Consider the following 16,081-nt stretch of genomic DNA (forward strand, 5'->3'; position numbering starts at 1 on the left):
TGAAAGATGATTGTAAAGGGGGTTGACAAAACAGCCTGCATGATTGCAGGCTGAATAATTTAAATGCTTATATTTCAATCATCTAGCCATACCCAAATTTTATCTGAGTTATTATAGGCAACATCATGAATTGACACCGAACCGGTTCTTAACAGCTTAGCGGTTTTATCGGCATTGTGCGTCATAGCAAAATCATACACGCTTTCACCATTACACATAAGCTTTTCACTAATTAACGGAAGGGTTAAGTGATTTGTTTTTAAATTGGTTTTTAGCTTGAGTACCTTGTTACTTTTTACATCTTTGCATGCCTGTACTAATAAGCTCTCAATAGTCGATTTATCAAACGCGATTGCCGCGCTAGGTAACACCAATAGCGATGCCGCTATTGCAGTAGTTGCTAATGCTTTCATACTCCATTCCTCACTCTCTCAGAACGCCTTTTAAAATTAGCAGAACCTAGTAATTTCGCCTGTTACAGAGGTAATCACAGTGTTAACCCGAGGATCTAACTGTAATGAAATATGTATTTGATGTGCTTTCAGCAAGTTGTAGATGAAAAAAAACCAGCAGAATTATCTACTGGTTTTTGACTTCACAACTGTTTAGGAGTTTTTTAATAAAACCGTTAAATTGACTCGAGAGCAATTTTAACCATTTCATTAAAACTATTTTGTCTTTCTTCACTTGGGGTAGCTTCACCTGTGATCACATGGTCACTTACCGTGAAAAGCGCCATTGCATTTGCGCCATATTCTGCGGCAACGCCATAAAGACCCGCAGTTTCCATATCAACTGCTAATACGCCAAGTTTATCTAGTTTTTGATAAAGTTCGTTCGACGCTTGATAGAAAGTATCTGTCGTAAATACATTACCTACTTTAGCAGCGATGCCTAAACGCTTCGCCGCTTCCACACCGTTAACCAACAGGTCGAAGTTAGCAATGGCAGCAAAATCGTAGCCTTGTACACGTGCACGGTTAACATTTGAATCTGTCGATGCGCCTTGAGCAAAGATTACGTCGCGAATTTTGATATCGCTACCAATACCACCACAAGTACCAATTCGAATTAAGTTTTTAACACCGTAACTCACAATCAATTCGCGCGCATAAATGCTCATCGATGGAATACCCATGCCAGATGCCATAATGCTCACAGGCTTACCATTATAAGTACCGGTATAGCCAAGAATATTTCTTACAGATGTAACTTCACGTGCATCTTCTAAAAATGTCTCTGCAATATGCTTCGCGCGAAGCGGGTCGCCTGGCATTAATACCGTTTCGGCAAAATCATTTAATTGTGCGTTAATGTGTGGAGTACTCATAATCTTTCCTATCTAAGTTAACTGCCAAGCTGAGATTTAAAACTATTACCGTATTCAAGTGGCGCAAGTGAAAACCATGTTGCTAATGTTTGACCTATGTCTGCAAAAGTTTCGCGCTCACCTAAATTAACCGGCGTCATACCAGGTGTATACGCTAAAACCGGCACATATTCACGAGTGTGGTCGGTGCCCTGCCATGTTGGGTCGCAACCATGATCTGCAGTAATCATTAGCACATCATCTTTGCCAAGTAAGGCTAAAAATTCAGGTAAATAATCATCCAATTGCTTTAGCGCTTTGGCATAGCCGATCGCATCACGGCGATGGCCAAACTTTTCATCAAAGTCCACTAAGTTAACAAAGGTTAAGCTATGGTCTTCCGCCTGTTTAAATACCTCGGCGGTTTTAGCCATTAAGTTTTCAAGCCCTGGCGCTTTGTGTTTTTCGGTAATGCCTTGGTGTGCGTAAATATCAGAGATTTTACCTATGCTGATTACTGCACCATTATCTTCAGCTAGTTTATCGAGTAATGTTGGTGCAGGTGGCAATACCGAATAATCACGGCGGTTGCCGGTACGCGCAAAGTTATCTGCTGCGTCACCTAAAAATGGGCGTGCAATCACACGGCCAATATTGTATTCATCTAATAACTCACGCGCTATTTCGCAAATTTCATATAAACGCTCTAAACCGAAGGTGTCTTCGTGGCAGGCAATCTGAAATACGCTATCGGTTGAGGTATAGCAAATAGGCTTACCTGTTTGCATGTGTTGTTCACCTAACGCTTCTAAAATAACCGTACCTGACGAGTGGCAGTTGCCTAAAATACCCGGTAGATTAGCGCGTTTTATAAACTCGGCGATAAACGCATCTGGGAAGCTATTTTGCTTATCGTGAAAGTAACCCCAATCAAATAACACTGGTACTCCGGCCATTTCCCAATGACCTGATGGTGTGTCTTTGCCTGATGAAATTTCTTTTGCATAACCATATGCTGCAATCGGAGCGTTACGCTCAGCAACTTGGCAATTGGTATTGCTTGCTTGTTCGCACGCATCAATTAATCCAAGTTTTGATAAATTAGGCAGCGCGAGTTTTTGGCCAGTTTCACCATGGTAAGCAGCGAGTAAATGTGCCAAAGTGTTTGCACCTTTATCACCAAAGCGTTCAGCATCAGGTGCAGCACCTATGCCTAAACTGTCTGCCATTAAAATTAGCGCTCTTGCCATAGTTACCTCAATTTAAAATAGCCTGATATACCAAATGCGTTTGTGTCTCGCCAAAAATAATTGGCGTGCCTGCATTAATTTTAGCCATTGGTTCACATTTCGCCTAGCTAATCACGCTCAGCGTTATAAATACTCTAGGCTGTGTGCCTAGGGTTACACAGGACTTTTGTCCTGTTTTTAACCAGTTAAAGGGGCTAAATTTACCGCTGTATTCAGGAAAGAACCGGTAGGCGTCACGAACTAAAGATAATTGTGCGCTTTTTTGCTAAGGTAAGTCACTGTTGTAATGATTTTTAAGGTAACGTTTTTGTGACACGCACAATTATCGCGATTGCAGGTGCATCAGCTTCTGGTAAATCGTTGTTTAGTCAAACTATTTACAATGAGCTTTTGAACGAACTAGCACCTGGTGCTATCGCTATTATTGAAGAAGACGCGTATTACCGTGATCAGTCTCATTTGCCGTTCGAACATAGAACGCAAACGAACTATGATCACCCAGACGCTTTTGAGCATGAACTTTTGCTTGAGCACTTAAATCAGCTCAAGAAAGGTAAACCAGTCGATATTCCTGTATACGATTACGCAAAGCACACGCGCAGCGACCAAACTCGTCGAATTCAGCCAGCTAAGATTCTGATTGTTGAAGGTATTTTGCTTTTATCAGATCCTAAACTGTGCGATGAGTTTAATATTAAGGTGTTTATTGATACACCGTTAGATATTTGCCTGATGCGTCGTATGCAGCGAGATCTAGAAGAGCGCGGTAGAAGCTTACAATCGGTGATTGAACAATACCAAGCCACGGTAAGACCAATGTTTTACCAATTTATCGACCCGTCGAAGCACAATGCAGATGTTGTTGTGACCCGCGGGGGGCGAAATCGAGTTGCCATTGATATACTAAAAAGCAAAATAAAACAATTACTTCAATAGAAGGTAACTTGGGAAATATATATGACCTCATTAATGAGTTTAGTTGGCATCGCGAGCTTATTAGCGCTCGCATTTTTATGCTCAACTAACCGAAAAAAAATAAATTTACGCACCGTAGGCGGTGCGTTTGCACTGCAAGTGCTGATCGGCGCATTTGTTTTGTACGTACCTGCAGGGCGTGAAGTATTAAACGGTATTTCAGTAGGCGTTGCCAACGTTATTAGTTATGCGAATGACGGTATTCGCTTTCTATTTGGTGGCCTAGCGGGAGATGAAATTGACGGCATCGGCTTTGTATTTGCAATCAAAGTACTGCCAGTAATTGTCTTTTTCTCTGCGCTTGTTGCGGTGTTATATCACTTACGAGTGATGGATTTTGTTATTAAAATTTTAGGTGGTGGCCTACAAAAGTTATTAGGTACATCGAAACCAGAATCACTTTCTGCAACCGCTAATATTTTCGTTGGCCAAACAGAAGCGCCACTGGTAGTAAAACCATTTATAGCCACGATGACACGCTCTGAACTATTTGCCGTTATGGTAGGTGGTTTAGCGACGGTAGCAGGCTCTATTTTAGCAGGCTACGTAAGCTTAGGTGTTGAATTAAAATACTTAATTGCAGCCAGCTTTATGGCGGCACCGGGTGGCTTCTTAATGGCAAAGATGATGGTGCCAGAGACAGAAACACCAAAACAAGATCTAAACGATTTAGATCACGGTGAAGAAAAGCCAGTAAACGTGATTGATGCAGCCGCAAGCGGCGCGTTAAACGGCATGCAGTTGGCAATGAACGTAGGCGCAATGCTATTAGCATTTGTGGCACTAATTGCCCTAAGTAATGGCTTTGTTGGCTGGATTGGTGGTTGGTTTGATAACCCAGATCTAACAATTCAACAAATTTTAGGTTACGCCTTTGCACCAATTGCATGGTTGTTAGGTATTCCTTGGAGTGAAGCACAGCTTGCTGGTAGCTTCATCGGGCAAAAACTTGTAGTAAATGAGTTTGTTGCTTACTTAGACTTTATGAACTATCAAGCGCAGCTGAGCGAGCACACGAAAGCCGTTGTTACTTTCGCGCTGTGTGGCTTTGCAAACTTGAGTTCAATTGCAATTTTACTAGGCGGTATTGGTGGTATGGCACCGAGTCGTCGTAAAGATATTGCGCAACTAGGTTTACGTGCGGTTTTAGCTGGTTCAATGGCAAACCTAATGAGTGCAGCGATTGCAGGCTTTTTCCTGTCAATTGCATAACGGTTACTCGGCTAGAAGTAACTTAACTTAGCAACGTAGTTACTCGTTTTTATTGCAGGCACGATAGAAATGAGTGTGTTGATAAATGTGCTAAATCAACAACTACAGCATGTGGGATGTAGGCTAAGTTAATACCTAAGGGTATAAAGTTACTTGTATAGCCGCTTTATTTAGCAAATAGGCAAAACCTGTTTGCTACCCAAATCCAGGTACTTGATTAACACTCCGGTACTGGAGCCCTGCAAAGGGTTGCCTAATTGTCTTAAGGGGTTAAGACTGGCAAAAAATTTGAACGATACTAGAGAAAACCAAAGGGCCCTTTATGGGCCCTTTTTATTTGTCTCAATTATGTAATCTCAACCAAACGCTATTTGAGCGTTATACCAATTCTGTTAAGTATGAGAGCAGAGATAGCGCTGGATAAATGACATAATAACAAGGCGAGATTTGTCTTATGTAGTTATTCTACATTGATAAACTCTAACGCAGTTAGCATGATACTTAGTCCGCTAGGATGATCAGCTACTTAAGTGAATTGGTATTAAACTATTCAGGCTTAATATATTTAGCGAATACCCGCTTAAATTCACCGTTATCACGCAGTTTATGCGCCGCATCAATTAAACGCTGACGTTTTTCTGCATTGAGCTTAGGTGAAAACGAGCAATGTAAGTCATAGGAGTTCACTTCTAACACATTAAAACGCCTTAGTCGGGTTAAGTAATTCGCTTCGCTATAGGATGCAACAAAACCATCTAATTCGCCTTTAGTAAAGCGCGTTAAGCTGTCTTTAGATGAGGTGCTATTAAAACGTTTAAGATTACCCGCCTCAAAATACTCGGTAAGATTAGGATACTTATAGCCAAGCACTGTGCCTAATTTGAACTGTTTGTGAGAGCTTAGCGCTTGCAGCGAGGCGATAGCCTGATCACTCACAATAATGTCAGCATCAGAATAAAGCACCTCACTCCATATAATAGCGGGCGCATTGTACCAAATAGGGTTAGCATGACATTGTGCATCGATTTTGCCATCAATAAGGTACTGTTCAATACGCTTACGCGGTAAAGGAAGCTGCTTAGCCATAAACCCAGCTTCTTGCGAAATCGCATTACTTACATCAATCACAATGCCCGATACGCTTGTACCCTTTCCATTATTAATCACATGTGGCGCTGAATATTGCTGATTATAGCCAAAGCGAATAGCCCCTGCTGAAGCTGAAAAGGAAAGTGTTATTAAGCTCGCTGTAAGTAATTTTTTTAACACTGTAGTGCCCTTGGAAAAATAATTAGCAAGTGTAGTCTAGAATTTGCTGACTGAATACGAAAACTTAGCTCGTCGCAAACAATATCTTTATGGTTTTACGCATATTTTTATCATCTAATCGACCGTAGCTCATTACCAAATCGTCTTTGCCATCTAAGTTCAAGTCGCTTGTTACAACACGGCGACCTTGCATTGGCAAGGTGGTTTTATACTTGCTCGCGCGACGAGAAAAACTATGTTTATTATTAGCTAAATACACGTTAAACGCTTTTTGTTCATCCGACAGTACCCAATCTTTTTTACCATCACCATTTACATCAGCAAACAGCACTACAGGTGAACCACTGCGCCCTTTCGATAAACTAAAACTTAGTTCAACCTCTCGTGTAATTTTATTTTTGGGGCTAAATTCGCCTTTTTCATTTTGATAAAAAAGATGCACATCTTGAGATACCGACCCCGATAACAACGCACCAATAATTTGTGATACGCCAATATCAAAACCCGACACCAAAGCCTCTAACTGTTTATCGTTATCAATATCCAGCAAGTGCAGATCGGTTAATGTGCCTTCATCTTGAATAAGCGAATTCGTTTGGTTTTGAAAGATAAACTTTCCTTGCTCAATCGCACCTAAGTAGATTTCATAATCATTTTGCCTATCAAGCGCCCCACTACTTCGTGTATAACGCACCACCAAATCAAAAATACCATCGTGGTTAACGTCAACAACACGCTCTAGTTTGCGATACACTAAATTACTTTGGTCAAGTGAATCACCGTCGGCATCTTTGGTATGCCACCAGTCATCCACCATAATATCATCGCGCAATTTTATCGCCTGACCAGGATTACTACCAACACTTGGCAGTAAATTCAATAAGCCATTTTCAAAGCCGATAAGCTCTGAAATGTTATCTTCATTTGTATCAAAAAAGGCAAAACGAGGCGGTTCAATTTCAGCACTGTGCCCTTCTATTTCTAATCGTGCAGGCAAATCAACCTTGGCCATTTGATAGCCAGTCTCATCAGAAATATGCACATAACTGTGATTAAGATCTGTCGTGAAAAAGTCCGCTTTTTGGTCATCATTAATGTTGTAAACAAACTCCATTTTGCTTAGGTGTTGAGCACCACTTTTTTTCAAGTAGGTTTGAGTGTCAACAACCGGTACAACTAACTCAGGCCCTTCAAGCGCCAACTGATAAATGCCATTAGATGAAAATAAATAAACCTGCTGCGTGACATCTTGCCACTTAGTAAAATCAACACCAAGCATAGTATCAGGCACTTTTACACGTTTTATGCGGTTATATAGCTGAGCCTCTGATGCAGCAAAAATATCAATATATTGCTGTCCGCTATGTGTGCCGATAAGCATTAATTCTTTGCCAGGATTAGGCAATAAATCTATTGGATAGACAGGGTGTGACAAGGTGAGATCGGTTTCTATTGCCACCTCATTAAACAAATTTTTTTTGCTATTTGCCAAGCTCGACGTACTGGCAAATCCCAGAGTAACGACTAATGCTGTTATTATTTTCATGTTACTTCCTCGCTGTATGTCATCATAAACTATCAAATACTGGTGCTATCAGTAAAAGCAAATTAGTTAGAAAATGTTAATACGTGCAAAATGATTGATAAGTCGAACGTAGCAACGCAAAATATTAGCTATGCCAATGTTTGTCGCAGCGATGCAATGAAAGAACTGCCAGAAAAATATTATTTAACGCACTTTATCGAATTTGCCGAATTTATAAAATCCACGTCTTCACACCTGTTAGGCGATGACGAGACAGCGTTTTTTGCCGAGTTTGCAACACTACCAGAAGATGCCCAATGTATTTTGGTACGGATTGTAAACCGCAAATCCCCTTTTGTGCGAAAAGATACCCTAGTCTACAGTGAAGTGGCTGACTCTGGCGCGGCAATTAACCTATTAAGAAAAGTTGGTTTTGTATCTCGCATAAATAAACACTGTTTTCACGACTTTATAAGCCAGCTTAATAAGCAAGACTTAATCGACTTAAGCATCTCATTAACGATTGATAAGCCAGCAAAAAGCGCAAATAAAAACAAATGGCTTAATTTTGTGAGCAACGCGCTGTCTAACGCTTTAAGTTACGACCAAGTTAAAAAAAGCCCGGTGCTAACAAGCCATATTTACTTTGCCAAGCAGGACACGTTTCACTATTTATTGTTTTTATATTTTGGCCATTTATCAGGTCGCCTCAATCAATTCTCTATGCGCGACTTAGGCGTAATGCAAACCCAAAGTGTGCAACAGCAACAAGCTAACTTCAGCGATAAAGATGAAGCCAAAAGTGCGTTTTATTACGCAAACCAGTTTAAAGCGATAAAGGAAGCCAATAAGAGCGACATCCCATTATTGCAAACGCTTGCAGAGCAACTTATCGCATCCGACAAACCAATCGGCTTTTTAGCTACGCAAAAGTACCACCACAGTTTATATAAGCTGGCGGTTGTTTTAATCGAACAAGAGCCTACTCTCGGTGAAACATTGCTTAGCCGATCACAACACCCTGCAGCACGAGAAAAATACATTCGCTTACTCTACAAAAGCGACAGAAAAGCACAGTGTGAAGCTTTGCTGCTGGCTATTTTAGATGACCCCGACAGTGAAACCTTATTGCTCTTTGCCGAGGATTTTTATGCGCAAAAGTTTAACCAAAAGCGCACCAGTGTATTGACTGATATGCTCAAAAAATCAGGCGAGCCAATTGGTATTGACGAAGCGTACATAGGCCAGGTCGAAACAGGTGTAAAGGACCGTTACATCAAACAGCATCGTCTGTGCTACTTTACCGAAAACAAGCTTTGGCGCGCGTTATTTGCATTAACTTTTTGGCATGAGCTATTTCAGCATCCAGCATCACAGCGTGCCAATGAATTTTCGTATTATCCAAAAGTACTTAAACAAGATAATTTTTACGACTTGTTGCACACAGAAATTGATCACAAATTGTCGGAACTTACCAGCAATCAGCAATTCTGTGATTATATTAGTGCCACCATTGATCAATATTCGGGTGAACCGAATGGCCTGTTCTACTGGCATGACGAACTAAAAGATGTGTTAACCACCTTTATTCAACATGCGCCATTTGAGTCAATAAAACATCATTTATTAGCAATGAGTAAAACCTTTAAAGCGCTTTGCGATGGCTACCCTGATTTAATGTATATTGAACAGGGTGAGGTGTTTTTTGAGGAAATAAAAGCGCCGAGCGATAGCCTAAGGCGTAATCAGCTGGTCAGTATCAAACAATTAATAAACGCAGGTTTTAACGTATCAATTCAGCGCACCGAATGGCGTTTTAATAGTGAGCAAAATTACGTTGTCGTGGATATCGAAACCACTGGCGGAAAAAAAGATACTCATCGCATCACTGAAATTGGTATGGTAAGAGTTGAACAAGGAAAAATTACCGACAGCTGGCAAACACTGGTAAATCCAGAACGTCATATCCCGAAAATGATTACCGAGCTTACGGGGATCAGTAATGAAATGGTTAAAGACGCCCCCAAATTTGAACAAATTGCCGAAAAGTTAGATACATTTAGCCGAAATGCTATATTTGTCGCGCACAATGTTAATTTTGACTATGGCTTTATTCGACAAGAGTTTGCCCGACTCAATAAAAAATACACGCGCGCTAAAATTTGTACTGTGCAGCAAGCACGTAAATATTTACCCGGCTTTAAATCTTACTCATTAGGTAAACTCTGCTGCGATCTTAATATTGAGCTTAAAAATCACCACCGAGCGCTCGATGACGCTAAAGCTGCAGCCGAAATTTTATTGCGCATAAATCACGTAAGAGCAGAGCAATAAACCTAACTGTAAATGGGGTTTACATCAATGTAAGCCTCATTAATTTCACATAAGCCATCACAAAAAATACTTCTTAAATTTTCCATTGCCCTACCCGCTCCTTCGCCTCAGTGCCTGTAATAAAGTGTGATAACGAAACGCTTACTTTGCGACTTAACTAGAGTAATCGATGTAGCTCAATTTGTGAGCGTTAAGGATTTATCGTTACCGCGCCTAGGAGGCAAAATGAAACACGCAAGTAAATGCATGCTCAGTCGCATCGCACCCGCAGTTATATTGTTCGCCATTTGTTATACGCATAGCAGTTCCGCTCAAACATCAAACACATGTGAAATAGAGCCGAGTTGGTTTAAAAACGGCAAAGTGATTAGGCCTGATGACAGTGCTTTTCCAGCAAACCCAAACAATTGTGATTTCCACCAATGGTCATGGCAAATGTTTTTATGGTTAATGGATGACGACAATGGCCAACCTCGCTTTCTCGGATTTGACTCGCCACAGTCTTTAATCGGATTAGAGCAACGAGGCCTTTCGCCACGCACCCGCAAACAACCACATACAGGCGCATCATTTGACGAATATTTACAAGCGGGTACCGATGGCATCTTAATAGACCAAGACCACCGCGCCATCTATTACTCGCAGTACATTAATCAAACCTTTGCCGACTTTATGCAAGGTAAAAGTGGTGGACCCGATTTAACAATCCCAGCAAATGTGCTCACAATGAACCCGCGCACTGCGTTTCCAATTATCGGCAGCAAAGGCACACTAGAGCTGAAAGCATCGTGGAAAATCGTTAGTAAAGATGACGATACCAGTAAGTTATTTACCATTGAGAAAGACATCGCGCAGTTTGAAAACTCGCCATCGGGTATCAAAATCAATCCTGCAAAAGTCGAAAAGCAAACGCTTGCCTTAGTTGGTTTTCATATTGGTGGCGTCGTTGCCAATCACCCAGAAATGATTTGGGCTACCTTTGAATTTGATAACAATGCACCGGATGTGCCCGACGGCATGACACTTGACCAAATTGTCGCAGATCAAGATTACCTGTTTTATAAAAAAGGCACGCAACTTGGGAATTGCAATAAAAACGCGGCGGTTAGCGGCTTAGCACTCGAGCAATCAACGCAGGAATTTACGCCGATTACCCAAGTGTGTCGTCGCTATGCTTACGGCAATGCAGCGGGCCAAAAACAATCGAATACCGATAATATAAAATCACTGAATGCGAGCGCTAAAAAGCACTTACCAAATAACTTAAGTATTTGGCGAAACTACTTTGAAGTTGGCGCAATTTGGATCAACAACCAAGCAGCTACAGGTAAACCGGATGTATCGCCACTAAAACCTGGGCTCGACTTTGCCACCGATGAATATCTCACAGGTTCTTTAAAACTCTCTAACAGCACCATTGAAACTTACACGCAATCAGCAACCGCAATGAACAATTGTTTCCGTTGCCACAACACGGAACAAGCGTTTGCAAGTAAAGACGGATTAAAACCGCTACCAGCAACAAACTTAAACATTAGCCATGCATTTCAAAATATCTTTTTCTGGTCTCAAGAAAAAGAACAACGTGCTGCAATTGCCTACTTACAATCTCAAGGAGAGAAATAATGAGTTATTTCAGAGTTCACCCAAGTATCAACTTTGCACGTGTTGGCAATAGTGAAGAGTATTACATCGCCCCAGAAACCGCTGCGGGTACAATTGTTGATAAGTGCACCGGCTTATTTGGCGGTTTGCCAATAAAGCCGGGTACAAACAATACACCAATTGACGAACACGATTTTCGTGATAGTCATGGCAATGTAAAACGCCAAGCGGCGCGCTTTCGCATTTTTGCTTATGACGACGAACAAACAACTTACCCATCAAATGACGGTGGCCGTGAAATAAATATTGGCGATAATATCGGCGGTAAAGTGATTAAAGATATTATTTGGCAGGTTCATACCGCTAATAAAAAGAATAACAACTTTACAATCACATCCATTGTTGACGGTGAGCCTCAAGAAGAAGGTATTATTGCCTATCAAAATGAAAACACGCCTCCGGTACGAAACCCACACTTTGGCGATGACCTTAATACAGCCATGCGCCGCCAACAATTAGTGGTTGATCCGGGCCCACGCGCCCTTTCGGTTACAAGTAATTCAAACACCTGCTTAAGCTTCGATAAAAAAACACCAGATAGCTTTATTGAAGAAGGCAAAATAGCAACCGCAGCGTCCTGCTATCCAAAAAGCTTTCCAGATGACTTTTTCGACATGTATAACCCACTTGGCGCAATCTCATCGCTTGGTGAAATGCGTATTGAAGAAAATACCGCAAGACTGATTGTCACGGGTGGCTTTGGAAGAGCCAGCGGCATTACTAGCGATGGCAAACCACCAAAACTAAACGGTGCGATTGATAATGATGATTGGTTTGACGATACATCTGATGGCCCAGTAACCGCCACCATTGTTTTTGATGATGGCTCGTTTGAAGAGGCTGTACACGGATGGTTTGTATGTACAGATCCAAGTTACGCACCACAAACCCGCAATGTAGTATCAACCTGGGATGACGTTTACGATACATGGATACAACATTTAGCTCTAGCGCCAAATATATTTGACAATGGCTTTAATCATGACCATTTAGCCTCGTTCGATGGTGATGTTCAGCCAGTATTTCACGGAGCTTTCTTGCAACAATGGAATACCGCATTACCTGAAAAAGGCATTCAGGGCCATAAGCGCATGAAAGAAATAAAACCAAGCGACACCCCCAGTGAAAAAATCCCGTCATTTACCAGTTTGCTAAGAAAGCCATCAGCCCCGGGCACCAAAGACGAGCCAAACAATGAAGACGGTACGCGTAAAAAAATGCCACTGGCGCTTGGCGATGCAATGAAAAGCTTTTTATCAGTTACTGAGACCCAATATTTTTTATTGATGCAATGGTACAACAATAAGTTTAATGCAACTGCACCGAGCCTAGGCGAGGGGGAGCAACTCGATAAAGTAGTGTTAGAGAACTGTTTAGGCGGACGTTATTCACCGGGCATTGATTTAACCTTTATTGTGCGTGATACCCATTTATATAAAACCGATTGGCACGGTAAAACAGGGCCATTTCGCATTAATATGGCGACGCTGGATTACAGCAAAGCAACTCAAAATGAGCCTTTTTTGCAGGTCGGGTATATTCCTCTGCGAGACAGTAAAGTAGAGCCAGGCGATTTAAGTAAATTTATGTCGCAACCTTGGCATACTGACTACAACAGTTGTGCAACACACACGCCTGACCCAAATCCAACGATGCCAAACCCCAATGGGGAAGGCGAAGCAATCGCTGATAACACTTTGTACTGGTCTTGGCCCGCGCAGCGTCCTGTGACTGTCTACCCTAAGTTTTTGTTTAAGTACGATGCAAATACCGGGCAGGGTAAAGGCGTATCACTTTATAGTGTGCGCGGCGATGAGGGTCATGGTACAAAAACACTCTACCCACAGCAGCAAGGTCGCTTTCAATGCTACTTCGACTTTGTTGAAAACTGGCATAAAGTTGGATTTGTTATTCAAGGTCTGCAAATCAATGATGACAGCACCAAGCAAAATTATGGACCCGATTATTTTCTTGAAGTTGCCAGCCAATTCGAAAGCAAAGGCGATGGTGTTGAAGTATGGCCGCAAGCATCAGAACCAGGTTATAAAGCACCTGATAGCTGTGGTCCAACCCAGTGTGATAAGTAAACTTTATGAGTGACATGCCAAGTGGACATATTATGGCTCAGCCAATAATACAAATAGGCATAATCGGTGGCGGACCTGCGGGTTCAGCCACCGCACTTGCCCTTGAAAAAAAACTCAGCTTAAGTAACAAACGCGTAAAAATAATACTTATTTGCGCGCCACAAGCTACTGCACCAAGTATCGGCGAAACAATCCCGCCCGCCGCGAGTTTTTACCTAAGAGAACTCGATGCTGAACACATTCTAACTAGCAATAAACACTTAGTTTGCCCCGGTAGTAAATCTAGGTGGGCAGATGAAGTAACCGGTTATAATGACTTTTTTATTTCACCAGTCGGAAAGGGCTTTCATCTTGATCGCAAACATTTCGACGCCGATCTTATTGCACTATGCAAAACTAGGGGGATAACAGTTTTCGAAAACACTAAAGTATCGACAATAGATTCATCAAAAAAAGGTTACGTATTACACTGTGATAATCACACCACCAGCATAACATGCGATTTTTTAATTGATGCAACCGGGCAGCACCAAGTTGCAGCAAAGAGCCTAAATATTAGCAATAACGTGTTTGATAACGTGATTTCAGCCTGCGCCTTTTTTGAACTTGAACACACATCGGCTAGTACCACACATACTCTTGTTGCTAGCGACCCAAATGGATGGTGGTACGGTGCTATCTTGCCAAACAACAGGGCTATTATCAGCTTATGTACTGACGCAACGGAGTTAAAAACACAAAAGCTAACTTGCTATGAGAATTGGTTAAATTGTTTAAAAGCCAATAACTGGTTTTTTCAGCAATGCACAACGTTTTTGCAAGATAAAACAAAAACGCCTGTAAAGCTTTACGCTAAAGCGGCACCATCTGCCATTTTATCGAACGTGATTGGGCATAATTGGCTTGCTGTTGGGGACGCAGCATCAAGTTACGATTCGATTTCGTCGGCAGGAATTACGAAATCGCTAAAGCACGCAGGTGTCGCGGCAAAAGCGGTAAAAAAGTGGCTTGAAGCACCACAAAAAGACTCTTTGGAAGACTATCAATCGCTGGTATTTAATGACTTTAATGCATTTATTTCATTGCATCAGCAACATTATCAACGAGGCGCAAATAAATACCCCAACGCCAAATTTTGGCAACGACGCTTAGTTGCTAACTAACCTGAGCTGGCAACAGCTAAACCTATTGCCAACCCATTTTCCACACTTTGGGATCTTTCAAGCTGCGCCAGTTTATACTTTGCTCACGCTTGGTTAAAACCGCTTCAATAATGCATTCAACCACGTTATTTTCTTCATCAAATTCAACACTGGTTACCATAAAATGCTTTTCTTTATTTTGCGGTGACACTGCCGTCCATTTACTGTGTAAGAGTTTATTAGGGGAAAGAGTATGTTGCATAAAATCTCGAAACCAAAATTAAAATTTCCAACTTAATTGCGGTCACTTTTAGAAGCGAGCTGCTTGCTCAACAACTAAAGCGTGACGCTCTGCTAATCGCTGATGATCTTTATCGTAGCCACCACCAATCACTGTGGCTACTGGCACACCTTTTTGCTGGCAAATCTCAAGCACAGCATAATCACGCTCTGCGATACCTTGCCAACTAATATCAAGCTTACCTAAGGTATCTTGTTGCCAAATATCGACACCAGCATCGTAAAGAACCAGCGAGGGATTTAGCTGTTCAATTAAGTCATTTAAATTAGTTGATACGATATTTAAATAATCAAGATCAGTTAACCCTATCTCTAAGCCAATATCTAAGTCGCTGTGTTGCTTACGAAAAGGAAAGTTCTTTTCACAATGAATTGAACAGGTAAACACATAAGGGTTATGGGCAAGCATCGCCGCAGTACCATCGCCTTGGTGCACATCACAATCAAAGATGAGTACGTTTCGCGCTTTACCTTCATTAATTAGCCGTGTTGCTGTGTAGGCCAAATCATTTACCATGCAATAGCCTGAACCAAAATCATAATGAGCATGATGCGTGCCCCCAGCTAAATGACAGGCGATACCGTGTTCAAGCGCAAGTTCAGCCGCCAAATGCGTACCTAACGGTGCGGTAAAGGTGCGTGCCATTAATTGTTCTGACCATGGCAAACCTATGCGTCGCATCGCCTTGCTATCAAGTTGGTTATGAAAGAGGTCATATACATAACTTTCACAATGCACTAATTCCATCGGTTTAAAATCCCCTACTGGCGGCTGATATAAGTTGCGCTGATTGATATACCCTTTGCTATCTAAATATTGATAAAGACGTGCAAATTTACTCATTACAAAGCGGTGTTTTTCATCAAAACTAAATGAATAATTAGGATGGTAAACAAGGGGTAAGTTGGGATTGGTCATTGTGTCTTTGGTAAATTGTTATAATTGATAGTGTAACTGAAACAAGGCACTGCGTCTTTGCCAAAACACTATTATTCATACCTGTTCATCAGAA

The 16,081-nt window shown here is 41.5% G+C and carries 13 protein-coding genes; 6 read left to right on the top strand and 7 right to left on the bottom strand.

Going from position 1 to position 16,081, the window contains the following annotated elements:
- Nucleotides 1–74: 74 nt before the first annotated feature.
- From C2M30_RS15245 to C2M30_RS15255, 3 genes are all read right to left on the bottom strand, one after another.
- Nucleotides 75–413 carry a DUF3718 domain-containing protein gene (locus C2M30_RS15245; protein WP_105172277.1) on the bottom strand — a complete coding sequence of 113 codons (339 nt, stop codon included), beginning with the start codon at nt 411–413 and terminating at the stop codon, nt 75–77.
- 215 nt (nt 414–628) lie between these two features.
- Complete coding sequence (gene deoD / locus C2M30_RS15250; protein WP_105172278.1) at nt 629–1,330, bottom strand: purine-nucleoside phosphorylase; 702 nt, start codon at nt 1,328–1,330, stop codon at nt 629–631.
- A 17-nt stretch (nt 1,331–1,347) separates the two neighbouring features.
- The gene (locus C2M30_RS15255; protein WP_105172279.1) at nt 1,348–2,559 is read right to left on the bottom strand and encodes a phosphopentomutase; all 1,212 of its coding nucleotides are present in this window, start codon (nt 2,557–2,559) and stop codon (nt 1,348–1,350) included.
- Nucleotides 2,560–2,868: 309 nt separating this feature from the next.
- Here C2M30_RS15255 and udk point away from each other — a divergent pair, with 309 nt between their 5' ends.
- Both udk and C2M30_RS15265 read left to right on the top strand, forming a co-directional pair.
- Complete coding sequence (gene udk / locus C2M30_RS15260; RefSeq protein ID WP_105172280.1) at nt 2,869–3,495, top strand: uridine kinase; 627 nt, start codon at nt 2,869–2,871, stop codon at nt 3,493–3,495.
- Nucleotides 3,496–3,516: 21 nt separating this feature from the next.
- The gene (locus C2M30_RS15265; RefSeq protein ID WP_105172281.1) at nt 3,517–4,746 is read left to right on the top strand and encodes a NupC/NupG family nucleoside CNT transporter; all 1,230 of its coding nucleotides are present in this window, start codon (nt 3,517–3,519) and stop codon (nt 4,744–4,746) included.
- 546 nt (nt 4,747–5,292) lie between these two features.
- On the opposite strand, the gene C2M30_RS15270 is transcribed toward C2M30_RS15265, so the two are convergent.
- Together C2M30_RS15270 and C2M30_RS15275 are read right to left on the bottom strand one after the other, a co-directional pair.
- Nucleotides 5,293–6,015 (bottom strand): substrate-binding periplasmic protein, encoded by a 723-nt coding sequence (locus C2M30_RS15270; RefSeq protein WP_105172282.1) that lies wholly within the window; start codon nt 6,013–6,015, stop codon nt 5,293–5,295.
- 64 nt (nt 6,016–6,079) lie between these two features.
- Nucleotides 6,080–7,561 (bottom strand): FG-GAP repeat domain-containing protein, encoded by a 1,482-nt coding sequence (locus C2M30_RS15275; RefSeq protein ID WP_105172283.1) that lies wholly within the window; start codon nt 7,559–7,561, stop codon nt 6,080–6,082.
- A 90-nt stretch (nt 7,562–7,651) separates the two neighbouring features.
- On the opposite strand from C2M30_RS15275, the gene C2M30_RS15280 reads away from it, so the two are divergent.
- The 4 genes from C2M30_RS15280 to C2M30_RS15295 all read left to right on the top strand — a co-directional run bounded on the left by C2M30_RS15280 (nt 7,652) and on the right by C2M30_RS15295 (nt 14,789).
- Nucleotides 7,652–9,874 carry an exonuclease domain-containing protein gene (locus tag C2M30_RS15280; protein ID WP_105172284.1) on the top strand — a complete coding sequence of 741 codons (2,223 nt, stop codon included), beginning with the start codon at nt 7,652–7,654 and terminating at the stop codon, nt 9,872–9,874.
- Nucleotides 9,875–10,099: 225 nt separating this feature from the next.
- A complete protein-coding gene (locus tag C2M30_RS15285; protein WP_105172285.1) occupies nt 10,100–11,500 on the top strand; it encodes a hypothetical protein in 1,401 nt (466 codons plus the stop codon).
- Nucleotides 11,500–13,626 carry a LodA/GoxA family CTQ-dependent oxidase gene (locus C2M30_RS15290; RefSeq protein ID WP_105172286.1) on the top strand — a complete coding sequence of 709 codons (2,127 nt, stop codon included), beginning with the start codon at nt 11,500–11,502 and terminating at the stop codon, nt 13,624–13,626. The genes C2M30_RS15285 and C2M30_RS15290 overlap by 1 nt, the downstream gene beginning before the upstream one ends.
- 5 nt (nt 13,627–13,631) lie before the next feature.
- Nucleotides 13,632–14,789, top strand: coding sequence for an NAD(P)/FAD-dependent oxidoreductase (locus tag C2M30_RS15295; RefSeq protein WP_105172287.1), 1,158 nt, complete (start codon nt 13,632–13,634; stop codon nt 14,787–14,789).
- Nucleotides 14,790–14,811: 22 nt separating this feature from the next.
- Here the strand turns inward: C2M30_RS15295 and C2M30_RS15300 are convergent, their stop codons facing one another.
- On the bottom strand, nt 14,812–15,030 hold the full coding sequence (locus tag C2M30_RS15300; RefSeq protein ID WP_105172288.1) for a TIGR02450 family Trp-rich protein: 219 nt from the start codon (nt 15,028–15,030) through the stop codon (nt 14,812–14,814).
- Between the two features lie 48 nt (nt 15,031–15,078).
- Entirely contained in the window at nt 15,079–15,987 is a 909-nt protein-coding gene (locus tag C2M30_RS15305) for a histone deacetylase family protein (protein WP_105172289.1), read from the bottom strand.
- Nucleotides 15,988–16,081 lie beyond the last annotated feature (94 nt).

Source organism: Pseudoalteromonas sp. T1lg24 (genome assembly GCF_002964745.1).
In the GTDB taxonomy this organism is placed as follows: Bacteria; Pseudomonadota; Gammaproteobacteria; order Enterobacterales; family Alteromonadaceae; genus Pseudoalteromonas; species Pseudoalteromonas spongiae.